The sequence below is a fragment of the Roseovarius atlanticus genome (assembly GCF_019802205.1).
GTDB classification, from domain to species: Bacteria; Pseudomonadota; Alphaproteobacteria; order Rhodobacterales; family Rhodobacteraceae; genus Roseovarius; species Roseovarius atlanticus_A.
In genome coordinates this window covers 850,297-863,066 of record NZ_JAHVHQ010000002.1, presented here as the reverse complement: position 1 = coordinate 863,066, position 12,770 = coordinate 850,297, and the positions used below count along the sequence as shown (strand labels likewise).

Below are 12,770 nucleotides of genomic sequence, written 5' to 3'. Positions count from 1 at the left end.
CAGCATGTCAGACAAGAAATCCAAGCGCGGTCTTGGCCGGGGCCTTTCCGCCTTGATGTCCGATGTCGCGGAAGTTCCCGACACCTCCGAAGGCGCCGTAAAAGCGGCGGACAAGACCGTGCCGATCGAGAGGATCGAGCCCAATCCCGATCAGCCCCGGCGAGACTTTGACGAAGACGCGTTGCGTGATCTGGCCGCGTCGATCTCCGAAAAAGGGATCATTCAACCTCTGATCGTCAGGCCCAGCCCCCGGGCCGAACACGGGTTCGAGATTGTTGCCGGTGAACGCCGCTGGCGTGCGGCGCAGCTTGCCAAATTGCACCAGGTGCCGGTGATTATCCGGGAATTCGATGACACCGAAGTCCTGGAAGTGGCCATCATCGAAAACGTCCAACGCGCGGACCTGAACCCGGTGGAGGAAGCGGCCGGCTACAGCCAGCTGATGGAGCGATTCGGGCACACGCAGGAAAAACTTGCGCAAGCCCTGGGGAAAAGCCGAAGCCACATCGCCAACCTTGTCCGCCTTTTGAGTTTGCCCGACGACGTCCAAAGATTGCTGCGCGACGGAAAACTGTCCTCGGGCCATGCACGGGCGCTGATCACTGCCGACAATCCTTCTGAACTCGCGCAGCAGGTGGTGAAAAAAGGGCTTTCGGTGCGCGAGACGGAAAAGCTGGCGAAGAAGGCGCAGCAGAATATCTTCTCTGACGGTTCCGCCCCGAAGAAGAAGAATCCGGTTGAGAAAGACGCCGACACGAAAGCGCTGGAAGGGGACCTGTCCGCGAACCTCGGCATGAAGGTCGCGCTCAACCATCGGCCGGGCCAAGAGAATGGCAGCATGACGATCAGCTATGAAAGCCTGGATCAACTGGACGACCTGTGCCGCAAACTTGCCGGGAACTAGTCCTCAAGCAAGTCGGCAATGATATGGTTCAAGATCAATCTTCCTGACGGCGTTGCCGCGATACGGCCGTTTTGATGGATCAAGAGACCTTGCTCACAGAAGTTCTGGATTTTGGACGCTGGGATCGGAGCGCCAGCGAGCTTCCTGTGGCGTTCAAGATCGATCCCTTCGACAAGGCGTAGACCCATCAGGAAATGCTCTGTTGCCTGATCCTGGAAAGAAACTTTATTATTGTTTTTCAACGACTTATTGGTCTCTGAAAGCGTCAGCCACTTTTCCGGGTTGGACCAGGCTTCGGTTTCAATACGCTCGCTTCCGACCGTTATGCGGCCATGTGCGCCGGGACCGATGCCGATGTAATCCCCATATCGCCAGTAGACGAGATTATGCCTGCACTCGGCGCCCGGCGCCGCATGGTTGGACACTTCGTATGCAGAAAGACCCGCTTCGTTGCAAAGCTCCTGGGTCAATTCGTACATGTCCGCCGCAAGATCCTCGGACGGCAGACCCCGCAATCCGCCACGGGCGCGGCGTTGATGAAAGACGGTGCCGGGCTCGATTGTCAGCTGGTAGAGCGAGAGGTGATCGACAGCCAGATCAAGCGCTTCGGACAGTTCCTCGCGCCAGCTCTCAAGTGTTTGGTTCTGCCGTGCATAGATCAGGTCGAAACTCACACGATCGAAATACACTCGCGCGATTTCATACGCTTTCCTGGCGTCGCTGACCGTGTGAATCCGTCCGAGCCGTCGCAGGTCTTCGTCGCGCAGGGACTGAACACCAAGAGAAACGCGATTGACGCCGGCCTCTGCAAACCCCGAGAACCGGCCAGCCTCGACCGAGCCGGGGTTGGCCTCCAGCGTGACCTCAAGGTCATTTGCGGGTGTCCAGATCTCGTGAATCCGCTGCAGGATCGCCGCGACCACGTCCGGCTTCATCAGGCTGGGCGTACCCCCGCCGAAAAAGACCGAGTTCAGCACCCGCCCGGGAAACATCTCGGCATATCTGTCGAGTTCCCGAAGATACGCCTCAAGCCAGCGGGATTGGTCGATTTCGGACCGAACATGGCTGTTGAAATCGCAATACGGGCACTTGGCTTCGCAAAATGGCCAATGCAGGTAGAGGCCGAACCCCCCGGCTTGCCAATCCTCAGTCAAAGCAGCCCTTTACCAGTTTCCTGAACGCGTCTGCCCTGTGGCTGATCCGGTTCTTGAGGTCCGGGTCCATCTCGGCAAAGGTCACGTCATGGCCAGCGGGCCGGAAGATGGGATCGTATCCGTGACCGTGTTCGCCGCGCATCGGCCAGACGATCTGGCCTTCGACTGTACCGGGGAAGACTTCGTCATGCCCGTCCGGCCAGGCCAGCACGAGCGTACAACAGAAACGCGCCGTCCAGGGCGGTGCAGCCTGCTTGGAAATGATCCCGTCATAGGCTTTCTTCATGGCCATTCCAAAATCACGACCAGTCTCTGTTTCTGCCCAATCAGCGGTGAAGACCCCTGGCGCCCCATCCAGGGGGTCGATTTCAATCCCGCTATCATCCGAGAGCGCGGGAAGGCCGGTTGCCTGCGCCGCGGCGTGGGCCTTGATGCGAGCGTTGCCGACGAACGTGGACTCGGTCTCGTCGGGCTCGTCGAGGTTCATCTCGGCGGCGCCCACAACGGACACGTCATAAGGCGCCAGCAGTTTGGAGATTTCTTCGAGCTTTCCGGCGTTGTGCGTGGCCACCAACAAGGTGTCGCTTGACAGTTTACGCACCTGTCGCCGCCTTCTGCGCTTCTACCAGCTCCGCCACGCCTTTCTCGGCCAGGTCCATGAGGCTCGTCATCTGGTCCCGACTGAAAGTTGCGCCTTCCGCGCTCATTTGAACCTCGATCAGGCGACCGGATGCGGTCATGATGAAGTTGCCATCGACGCCTGCATCGCTGTCCTCGGGATAATCGAGGTCCAGCACAGGTTGACCGGCGTAGATGCCGCAGCTGACCGCCGCAACAGGGTCTACCAACGGGTCGCTGACGATATCGCCGGTTTTGAGCAGCTTGTTCACGGCAAGCCGCAGGGCCACCCATCCGCCGGTGATCGAGGCGCAGCGGGTTCCGCCGTCGGCCTGGATCACATCGCAATCGACCGTGATCTGGCGCTCTCCCAGTGCCACGCGGTCGACACCGGCGCGCAGGCTACGGCCGATCAGGCGCTGGATCTCGACGGTCCGCCCGCCTTGTTTGCCGGCCGACGCCTCGCGACGCATCCGGGAGGTGGTCGAGCGGGGCAGCATTCCGTATTCCGCCGTGACCCAACCCAAGCCCGATCCCTTGATGAAAGGCGGTACGCGATCCTCGATCGTCGCGGTGCACAGGACATGGGTGTCGCCGATACGGATCATGCAGGACCCTTCGGCATGTTTCGTGACCCCGGTCTCGATTGAAACCGCGCGCATTTCACTTAAGTCTCTCCCAGAAGGACGCATGCCAGAACTCCTTGTTTGCATGTCGGGAATACAGGTGACCGAAACCCGATAGCAACCCTGATTGACCTTTTTGCCGGGCCGTTTTTAATGGCACCTCACATGGCGACAGAAATGCAGATGGAAAACGCGCGACAGATCCTGGATGAAATGAACGACCGCTCGCGGGAGGTGTTTCGTCGCGTGGTCGAAGGGTATCTTGCAACGGGCGATCCGGTCGGGTCGCGCACCCTGACGCGTGACATGAGCGAAAAGGTATCCGCCGCGACGATCCGCAACGTGATGCAGGACCTGGAGTATCTTGGCCTGCTGGACAGCCCGCACGTCTCGGCCGGGCGTGTCCCGACACAACAGGGCCTGCGCATGTTCGTCGATGGTCTGCTCGAAGTCAGTGACCTGGAGCTGAACGACCGAGAGAAGATTGACGCGACATTGGGCTCGAATTCCGACGATGTCAGCCTTGCGCTCGATCGTATAGGATCGGCCTTGTCCGGGGTGACGCAAGGCGCTTCCCTGGTTCTGGCGCCAAAGCACGAGGCGCCGATCAAGCATATCGAGTTCGTGTCGCTGGGACATGATCGGGCGCTTGTGGTGATCGTCTTTGGCGACGGGCATGTCGAGAACCGTATCTTTCACCCGCCGCCGGGCCAGACCCCCAGCTCGATGCGCGAGGCCGCCAATTTCTTGAACGCGCTGATCGAAGGCAAGACGCTGTCAGACGTGCAAACCGTGATCGCCAGGGAGATCGAGGCGCGCCGGCAGGAGATCGACGGACTGGCGCATCAACTGGTCGAAAGCGGCCTGGCCGTCTGGGAGGGCGAGGCTGACAGTTACGAGCGCTTGATCGTGCGCGGGCGTGCGAATCTGATCAATTCCGAGGTCGAGCAAGAGGACCTCGACAGGATGAAAACGCTGTTCGATGACCTTGAACGCAAGCGCGACATCGCCGAGTTCCTGGAATTGACCGATCAGGGCGAGGGTGTGCGCATTTTTATCGGCTCGGAAAACAAACTTTTCTCACTTTCGGGTTCCTCTTTGGTGGTCTCTCCATATATGAACGCTGATCGAAAGATCGTGGGCGCGGTCGGTGTGATTGGTCCGACCCGGCTCAATTACGGTCGAATTGTACCAATCGTGGATTACACCGCGCAGCTTGTCGGAAAGCTGATCGCGGACCGGAAATAGAGGAAGAGCATGGCGCAGTCGAAAGAAGACCCGTTTCTTGATGACATAGAGCAAGCGGAAGACGAGGAAAACGCCGCGATGGCCGAAGAGGATGCTCCGGAAAGTCTGGAGGATCAGGTCGAAACCCTTCGCGCGGAGCGCGATGCGTTCCAGGACAAGTTCATGCGTGCGCTTGCCGACGCAGAGAACGCCCGAAAGCGCGCCCAGAAGGACCGGACCGAGGCCGAGAATTATGGCGGTTCGAAACTGGCACGCGACATGCTGCCGGTGTTCGACAATCTGAAACGCGCGGTCGAAACCGTGACGGACGAACAGCGCGCGCAATCGGCGGCCCTGATCGAAGGGATCGAACTGACCATGCGCGAACTGGTCAACGTGTTTTCCAAGCACGGAATCCAGGTGATCGACCCGCAGGTGGGGGACAAGTTCGATCCCAAGCAGCACGAAGCGATGTTCGAAGCCCCGGTTCCGGGAACCAAGGCCGGCGAGATCATTCAAGTCTCTGCCCAGGGTTTCATGCTGTATGATCGCATCCTGCGCCCCGCGCAGGTCGGCGTGTCGTCCTTCACCGGATGATGCGATGTCCGGCAGGACCGATCGTCGATGTCTGAGCATTGGCGACGGTCCTGGCGCAGATCCATCCCGGCGGTATCCGGAAAATCTCCTGGCGACTCGAGGCTGAGTGTTGCCGCCGGCGCGACGGTGGCAGCCGGTTGTCACTCTTCGCGCGAGAGCGCTTTCAGTTCATAGATCAAATTCAGAGCCTCTTTCGGGGTCAGGTCGTCGGGCAGGACCTCTTTCAGGCGCAGCACGGCGGCGGACTCCGCGGCTTTCGGGGTCGGCGGTGGGGGAGGGGTCGCGGCGAACAGCGGCAAGTCGTCTATAAAGGCGGCCCGCTTGCCGCCGCCTTCCCGCTCGCCTTTTTCCAGGGCGTCCAACACGACCCGGGCGCGTTCGACCACGGTGGTGGGCAAGCCGGCCAGTTTTGCCACTTGCACCCCATAGCTGCGATCCGCGGCACCGCGCCGGACCTCGTGCATGAAGATCACGTCGCCCTCGTGTTCCTTGACCGCGACGGTGGCATTGTCCACGCGCTCCAGCTTGTCACTCAGGCGCGTCAGTTCATGGTAATGCGTCGCGAAAAGGGCGCGGCAGCGATTGGTTTCGTGCAGATGTTCCAAGGTCGCCCAGGCGATGCTGAGGCCGTCATAGGTGGCAGTGCCGCGCCCGATCTCGTCAAGGATCACCAGCGCCTTGTCGTCGGCCTGGTTCAGGATGGCGGCGGTTTCCACCATCTCGACCATGAAGGTGGACCGGCCGCGTGCCAGGTCGTCAGAGGCACCAACTCGGCTGAAAAGCTGGCTGACAAGCCCGATATGCGCCCGGGCTGCAGGCACGTAGCTTCCCATCTGCGCGAGCACGGCAACAAGCGCGTTCTGGCGCAGGAAGGTCGATTTACCGGCCATGTTCGGCCCGGTCAGAAGCCAGATGTCGCTGGCATCGCCCAAGGCGCAATCGTTCGCGATGAAGGGCGCCCCATCCTGCGTGCGCAACGCGGCCTCGACCACTGGATGACGTCCCGCGTCGATATGCAGCGCACGGCTGTCGTCGATCTGCGGGCGGCACCAGTTCTCGGCGCGTGCGAGATCCGCCAAAGCGGCGGAGAGGTCGAACTCGGCCAAGGACCGCGCGACCAGCGAAACCTCGGCCGATTTGTCCAGGATCGCGCGTTTCAGGGCGTCATAGAGCCGCTTTTCAATCTCAAGCGCACGCCCTCCCGCGTTGAGGATACGTGTTTCCATTTCGCTGAGCGGGACGGTGGTAAATCGCACCTGGTTCGCCGTGGTCTGGCGATGCTTGAAGGTTTCATTCAGCGGTTCGGACAGCATCTTGTCGGCGTGGGTCGCTGTCACCTCGACGAAATACCCAAGGACATTGTTGTGCTTGACCTTCAGGCTTTGGATGCCGGTCGCCTGGGCATATTCCGCCTGCATCCCCGCGATGACGCTGCGCCCTTCGTCACGCAGTTTTCTGGCTTCGTCCAGCTCTGCGTCGTACCCATCGGCAATGAAGCCGCCATCGCGGGCCAGCAGGGGCGGCTCTGCAATCAGGGCTTCGTCCAGCAGGTCCAACAGTTCGTCATGACCGGAAAGCGCGGCAGACACCTCCTGCAGGGGCTTGGGCAGGTCCTGGCCGTCCAGCATCCGCGCGACCTCGGCGCTTTGCGCGAGACCGTTGCGAATGGCGGCCAGATCCCGGGGTCCGCCCCGGTCAAGACCAAGACGGGACAGGGCCCGATCCAGGTCGGGGACCTTGCGCAGCACCTCTCGCAGATCTTGTGCAAAGCGGGTGTGCCCGACCATGAAATCCACGCAATCGAGCCGATCCTGGACAACGTGCAGCACCCGGCTCGGGCTGGAAATGCGCCGCTCCAGCAAGCGGCCACCGCCGACGGTTACCGTCCGGTCGATGCACGCCAGTAGTGAACCGGACCTGCCACCGCTCAAGGACTGTGTCAGTTCCAGGTTGCGCCGTGTGGCTGCGTCGATCTGCATCACCCGCGCTTCGTTTTCGCGCACGGGCTTTTGCAGCAGTGGAAGTTTCCCTTTCTGGGTGATCTCCAGGTACTCGAAGATCGCACCCATGGCCGCGACCTCGGCACGATCGAATTGGCCAAAGGCGTCGAGCGTGCTGACATTGAACAGGGCGCAAATCCGTTTTTCGGCACCTGCGCTGTCAAAAGCCGACCGGCCAAGCGGCGTGAGCGAGACGCCGTGCTCGTCGGCGATGTCGCGAATTTCAGCCTCGTGCCCTTCAGCCACGATCAGCTCGCTGGGGGCAAGTCGCGCCAGTTCGGGCGAAAGACGCACCTCGGTCAGTGGCATGACATGGAACGCCCCGGTGGAAATATCCACCCAGGCCAGCGCGGTGGCGTCGCGCACCTTGGCGAAGGCGGTCAGATAATTGTGGCGCCGTGCCTCGAGCAGGCTTTCCTCGGTCAGGGTGCCGGGGGTGACCAGACGGACGACATCGCGTTTGACCACGGATTTCGAACCGCGTTTCTTGGCTTCGGCGGGGTCCTCCATCTGTTCGCAGACGGCCACGCGAAAGCCCTTGCGGATCAGCGTCAGAAGGTAGCCTTCGGCCGAATGCACGGGCACGCCGCACATCGCGATATCCTCGCCCAGGTGCTTGCCGCGCTTGGTCAGCGCGATATCCAGCGCCTCGGCGGCGGCAACGGCATCGTCGAAAAACAGTTCGTAAAAGTCACCCATACGATAGAACAGTAACGCGTTCTGGTACTGCGCCTTCAGTTCCAGATACTGCGCCATCATCGGTGTTACGGCTGTTGTCGTGGATGCCACCCTGCCCCCCATCGGCTTTGGCGGGCAGCTTACAAATCGCGGGCTGGGGGTAAAAGGCAAAACCGCCGGGAATCCTTGAAAACCGGGCCAAAGCGCGGAATGAGTGCTTGGCGAGGGAGAGATGGCATGATCTTCAATCTGGGCTCGATCAACATCGACTATTTCTACGAGGTTCCGCATCTGCCGCAGCCGGGCGAGACGCTGGCGGCAAAGTCCTTTGCGACAGGACTGGGGGGAAAGGGCGCGAACATGTCGGTGGCCATCGCCAAGGCCGGAGGACAAGTGCGCCATATCGGAGCCGTCGGGCCCGACGGGGCCTGGGTAAAAACGCGGCTGGCGGATTATGGCATAGACGTTGCGCACATATCCGAGGTCGACACGCCGACGGGCCATGCCGTGATCAATGTGGACCGCCAGGGAGAGAACGCGATCGTGATCTTCCCCGGCGCGAACCGCAAGCAGTCACCCGGGTCGATTGACGCGGCGCTGCAGGATGCGCGCCAGGGTGATATTCTGATGTTTCAGAACGAAACTAACGGCAAGAAATTTGCGGCGGCGCAAGCGCGGGAAAAGGGGCTGCAGGTCGTGTATGTGCCTGCGCCCTACGATGAAATCGCAGTGAAGGATGTGCTTTCATACACTCAAATTCTGGTGCTGAATGAAATCGAGTTCAGCCAGATGATGCAGGCCACCGGGCGGGACGTGGCGACGCTTGGGGCTGCATCCATAGTCGTGACGCGCGGGGCGAAGGGGGCACTGTTGCTGGAGGAAAGCGCCGGTTGGACGGAACGGGTTTTTGCCGCACCCGCCGTTGACCCGGTGGATACGACGGGTGCCGGTGATACGTTCGCGGGATATCTGGCCGCTGGCCTCGATGCCGGGCTGGATGCCGCAGTCGCGCTCCGGCGCGCGGTGTCTGCCGCGGCGTTGCAGGTGACGCGGCGCGGAACCGCGGACGCTATCCCGGACCTGGCGGAGGTTCAGGCCTTTATGCGTCAGGACCCGACAAATGGCGCGTCGTCGCCCCACAGCTGACGGATGCGGGCGTCGCGGCCACACGCCTTGCGATACGCCTTGTAGGCCTTTGCCTGCGTTTTCGGACCGAAGCGGGTGAGGATCAGGCGATCGCCCTTGTAGTAATCCTGGTGATAGTCTTCCGCCTGGTAGAAGTCCGACGCGGGCAGAATCGGCGTCACGATGTCCTGGCCAAGAGACGCGGCCGCCTTTGCCTTGGCGGTCTCTGCGGCCTCTTTCTCGGCGTTGCCATCGGCAAAGATCGCGGTGCGGTAACTGTCGCCCCGGTCGCAGAACTGGCCGCCGGCGTCGGTGGGGTCGACCGAGCGGAAGAAGAGTGACAAAAGCTCGTCCTTGCTGACCTGCGCTGGATCGTACTCGATCTGCACCGCCTCGTAATGGCCCGTGCCGCCGCGCACGACCTGTTTGTAGGTCGGGTTTTCCACGGTGCCGCCGGTATAGCCGGAGACGACCTCGCTGACGCCTTCGACGGATTCAAAATCCGCTTCGACGCACCAGAAACAGCCGCCGGCCACCGTGAGCGTTTCGGTTTCGGCGGCCTTGGCAGCATTGGTCTGGACACCGAAGCCGACGGCGATGGATATGGCGAGCACGGTCGCCTTGATGTTTCGCAGATGGTTCATGGCACAGCCTCCCTTTGGTCAAGGTCAAACTGCCGCGCTTCGGCTGCTGTTCCAACTCACCACGCCGTGAGGTCACGGGCCGGTGATGCGAATTTACCCCTTGGCACCGATTTGGCCTGTTCCTAGCGTGTGCTGAAACAAATCGCGGGGCGGTTTGTAACAAAGCGAAAGGGCGACGGGTATGGCAGAGCATCAGACGACACACCAGGCGGAAGAGGATGCGCGGAACGAAGAGATCCTGATCTGGCTGAACGGGCGGATCGTGCCGAAGGCCGAGGCGCTGGTCAGTGTCTATGACAGCGGCTTCATGCTGGGCGACGGAGTGTGGGAAGGTCTGCGGCTGTATGACGGGACGTGGGCCTTTGTCGATGAGCATCTGGATCGGTTGTTCGAGGCGGCGAAGGCGATCGACCTGGATATCGGCCTGTCGCGCGAGGAGGTGTTGCAGGCGCTTCTGGATACGCAGAAAGCCAACGGGATGACGACGGATGCGCACGCACGGCTGATGGTGACGCGGGGCATCAAGACACGACCGTTTCAGCACCCGAGCCTGTCGCGGCAGGGGCCGACGGTCACGATCATCATGGAGCATTCGCGCCCCAAGATCGCCCGGCCCATACGATTGGCCACAGTGCCGCATATCCGGGGCCTGCCGATGACGCAGGACCCGAAGCTGAATTCGCATTCCAAGCTCAACTGCATCCTGGCCTGCATCGCCGCGGAAAAAGCCGGTGCGGACGAGGCCCTGATGCTGGATGTGCATGGTTTCGTGAACACGACTAATGCCTGCAATTTCTTTATCGTTCGTAAAGGGGCCGTTTGGACCTCGACCGGGGACTATTGCATGAACGGGATCACGCGGCAGAAAGTCATCGATCTGTGCCGGGAAAACGACATCCCGGTTTTCGAGCGGAATTACTCGCTGGTGGATACCTATGGCGCGGACGAGGCGTTTCTGACCGGCACGTTCGGCGCCCAGACGCCGGTGAGCGAGATCGACGGGCGGCCCATTGGCGACGGCGAGGCCGGGCCGGTGACGAAGCGGATCCAAGCGCTTTACAAGGACCTGATCGCGAAGGAATGCGCCTGATGCGGATCGCGATGTGGTCGGGGCCGCGCAACCTGTCGACGGCGATGATGTACAGCTTTGCAGCGCGCGGCGATTGCGCGGTAATCGACGAGCCGTTCTATGCCGCCTACCTGACGAAGACCGGGCTGGAGCACCCGATGCGGCACGAAATCTTAGTGTCGCAACCGAGTGAGCCGGCGGAGGTGATCGCCGGGTTGATGGGGCCTATCCCACTGGGAAAGCAGCATTTTTACCACAAGCACATGGCGCAGCACATGATCGACGGCGTGCCGAGAGACTGGATCCGGGACGTGGTGAACGTGTTCCTGATCCGGCATCCGGCGCGGGTCGTGGCGAGTTTTTCGGCCAAGTATGAAAAGCCCACGCTGGACGATATCGGGTTTCGTCAGCAGGCGGAGTTGTTCGACCAGGTCAAGGCGCTGGGCGACGATCCGGTGGTGATCGATAGCGCCGATATCCGGCGCGATCCCGAGGGGCACTTGCGGGCCTTATGCGACCGGATCGGGCTGGACTGGACGCCGGACATGCTGCGCTGGCCCAAGGGCGGGCACGCGGATGATGGGGTCTGGGCCAGCCACTGGTACGGGGCCGTGCACGGCTCGACCGGGTTCGCATCGGCCGAGGGAGAGGTGCCGGAACTGACCGGGTGGAAGGCTGATTTATCGGCGTCCGCGATGCCCTATTACGAGGCGTTGCGCGGGGAAGCGGTTAAGGCACCGTCGCAGGGTTAACGGGCGAATCAGAGCCTGATTTGGCACGTCGGTATCGCGTCGGTATTCCAGTGGTATCGCGACGGTGCCGATTTCGCCGAACGCCGTGGTGAACGGGCCGAACGCGTGTCGGCCCGTCTGGGTTGCCGCGCCTAGCCTTTCAGGCGCCGATTGCGCGCGGCGAGCAGTTTCAGGCGCAGCGCGTTCAGCTGGATGAAACCGGCGGCGTCTTTCTGGTCGTAGGCGCCGGCGTCTTCCTCGAAGGTCACGTGGGCCTCGGAATAGAGCGAGTGATCGGACCAGCGGCCGACGCAGTTGACCGACCCCTTGTAGAGCTTCAGCCGGACGGTGCCGGTGACGTGCTCCTGGCTCTTGTCGATGGCGGCTTGCAGCATCTCGCGTTCCGGGCTGAACCAGAAACCGTTGTAGATGAGTTCGGCGTAGCGGGGCATCAGGCTGTCCTTGAGGTGGCCCGCGCCGCTGTCGAGGGTGATCTGTTCGATGCCGCGATGCGCCTCGAGCAGGACCGTGCCGCCGGGGGTTTCATAGATGCCGCGGGATTTCATGCCGACGAAGCGGTTTTCCACGAAGTCGAGCCGGCCGATGCCGTGCTTGCCGCCCAGCTCGTTGAGCCGGGTCAGGATCGTGGCGGGGGACATGGCCTCGCCGTTGATCGACACGGCGTCGCCCTTTTCGAACCCGATCTCGATGAGTTCGGGGACGTCGGGCGCATCCTCGGGATTGGTCGTACGCTGGTAGACATAATCGGGTGCGGTCTCGGCGGGATCTTCCAGCACCTTGCCCTCGGAAGAGGTGTGCAGGAGGTTGGCGTCGACCGAGAAGGGTGCCTCGCCGCGCTTGTCCTTGGCGATGGGGATCTGGTTATTCTCGGCAAATTCCAGCAGGCGGGTGCGCGAGGTCAGGTCCCATTCGCGCCAGGGGGCGATGACCTTGATGTCGGGGTTGAGCGCGTAGGCGGCCAGTTCGAACCGGACCTGGTCATTGCCCTTGCCGGTGGCGCCGTGGGCGACGGCATCGGCGCCGGTCTCGGCCGCGATCTCGACAAGACGCTTGGAGATCAGCGGGCGCGCGATGGAGGTGCCGAGCAGGTACTGGCCCTCGTAGAGCGCGTTGGCGCGGAACATGGGGAAGACGAAATCGCGGACGAATTCCTCGCGGATATCCTCGATATAGATGTTCGAGGGGTCGATGCCCAGAAGCTCGGCTTTCTTGCGGGCGGGGTCGAGCTCCTCTCCCTGGCCGAGATCGGCGGTGAAGGTCACGACCTCGCAGCCATATTCGGTTTGCAGCCACTTGAGGATGATCGACGTATCAAGGCCGCCGGAATAGGCCAGCACGACTTTCTTGGGCGCGGACATCTTGGTACCCCTTTGCAT

At 61.7% G+C, this 12,770-nt stretch carries 12 protein-coding genes; 6 read left to right on the top strand and 6 right to left on the bottom strand.

Features of this window, described 5'->3' with window-relative positions:
- The first annotated feature begins 4 nt into the window (after positions 1-4).
- On the top strand, positions 5-904 hold the full coding sequence (locus KUV49_RS04400; protein ID WP_222451789.1) for a ParB/RepB/Spo0J family partition protein: 900 nt from the start codon (positions 5-7) through the stop codon (positions 902-904).
- On the opposite strand, the gene hemW is transcribed toward KUV49_RS04400, so the two are convergent.
- Genes hemW through rph form a run of 3 tightly spaced genes read right to left on the bottom strand, consistent with a single transcriptional unit; the run spans position 901 to position 3,368 of the window.
- On the bottom strand, positions 901-2,058 hold the full coding sequence (hemW, locus tag KUV49_RS04395) for a radical SAM family heme chaperone HemW (protein ID WP_222451788.1): 1,158 nt from the start codon (positions 2,056-2,058) through the stop codon (positions 901-903). The genes KUV49_RS04400 and hemW overlap by 4 nt on opposite strands.
- The gene (rdgB, locus tag KUV49_RS04390) at positions 2,051-2,659 is read right to left on the bottom strand and encodes an RdgB/HAM1 family non-canonical purine NTP pyrophosphatase (protein ID WP_222451787.1); all 609 of its coding nucleotides are present in this window, start codon (positions 2,657-2,659) and stop codon (positions 2,051-2,053) included. The genes hemW and rdgB overlap by 8 nt, the downstream gene beginning before the upstream one ends.
- Positions 2,652-3,368 (bottom strand): ribonuclease PH, encoded by a 717-nt coding sequence (gene rph / locus KUV49_RS04385; RefSeq protein ID WP_152494259.1) that lies wholly within the window; start codon positions 3,366-3,368, stop codon positions 2,652-2,654. The genes rdgB and rph overlap by 8 nt, the downstream gene beginning before the upstream one ends.
- A 117-nt stretch (positions 3,369-3,485) precedes the next feature.
- Here rph and hrcA point away from each other — a divergent pair, with 117 nt between their 5' ends.
- Together hrcA and KUV49_RS04375 are read left to right on the top strand one after the other, a co-directional pair.
- Positions 3,486-4,550, top strand: coding sequence for a heat-inducible transcriptional repressor HrcA (gene hrcA, locus KUV49_RS04380; protein ID WP_222452072.1), 1,065 nt, complete (start codon positions 3,486-3,488; stop codon positions 4,548-4,550).
- A 9-nt stretch (positions 4,551-4,559) separates the two neighbouring features.
- Positions 4,560-5,126 (top strand): nucleotide exchange factor GrpE, encoded by a 567-nt coding sequence (locus KUV49_RS04375; RefSeq protein ID WP_222451786.1) that lies wholly within the window; start codon positions 4,560-4,562, stop codon positions 5,124-5,126.
- A 140-nt stretch (positions 5,127-5,266) separates the two neighbouring features.
- Here the strand turns inward: KUV49_RS04375 and mutS are convergent, their stop codons facing one another.
- Positions 5,267-7,885, bottom strand: coding sequence for a DNA mismatch repair protein MutS (mutS, locus tag KUV49_RS04370; RefSeq protein ID WP_222452071.1), 2,619 nt, complete (start codon positions 7,883-7,885; stop codon positions 5,267-5,269).
- A gap of 156 nt (positions 7,886-8,041) precedes the next feature.
- Here mutS and KUV49_RS04365 point away from each other — a divergent pair, with 156 nt between their 5' ends.
- A complete protein-coding gene (locus KUV49_RS04365; protein WP_222451785.1) occupies positions 8,042-8,950 on the top strand; it encodes a ribokinase in 909 nt (302 codons plus the stop codon).
- Here the strand turns inward: KUV49_RS04365 and msrA are convergent.
- Positions 8,911-9,573, bottom strand: coding sequence for a peptide-methionine (S)-S-oxide reductase MsrA (gene msrA / locus KUV49_RS04360; RefSeq protein ID WP_222451784.1), 663 nt, complete (start codon positions 9,571-9,573; stop codon positions 8,911-8,913). The genes KUV49_RS04365 and msrA overlap by 40 nt on opposite strands.
- Before the next feature lie 181 nt (positions 9,574-9,754).
- On the opposite strand from msrA, the gene KUV49_RS04355 reads away from it, so the two are divergent.
- Both KUV49_RS04355 and KUV49_RS04350 read left to right on the top strand, forming a co-directional pair.
- Positions 9,755-10,663, top strand: a complete 909-nt coding sequence (locus tag KUV49_RS04355; protein ID WP_222451783.1) for a D-amino acid aminotransferase — start codon at positions 9,755-9,757, stop codon at positions 10,661-10,663.
- Complete coding sequence (locus KUV49_RS04350) at positions 10,663-11,394, top strand: sulfotransferase (protein WP_222451782.1); 732 nt, start codon at positions 10,663-10,665, stop codon at positions 11,392-11,394. Before KUV49_RS04355 ends, KUV49_RS04350 begins: the two co-directional genes overlap by 1 nt.
- Positions 11,395-11,525: 131 nt before the next feature.
- Here KUV49_RS04350 and KUV49_RS04345 read toward each other — a convergent pair whose 3' ends face one another.
- A complete protein-coding gene (locus KUV49_RS04345; RefSeq protein WP_222451781.1) occupies positions 11,526-12,752 on the bottom strand; it encodes an argininosuccinate synthase in 1,227 nt (408 codons plus the stop codon).
- Positions 12,753-12,770: the final 18 nt, after the last annotated feature.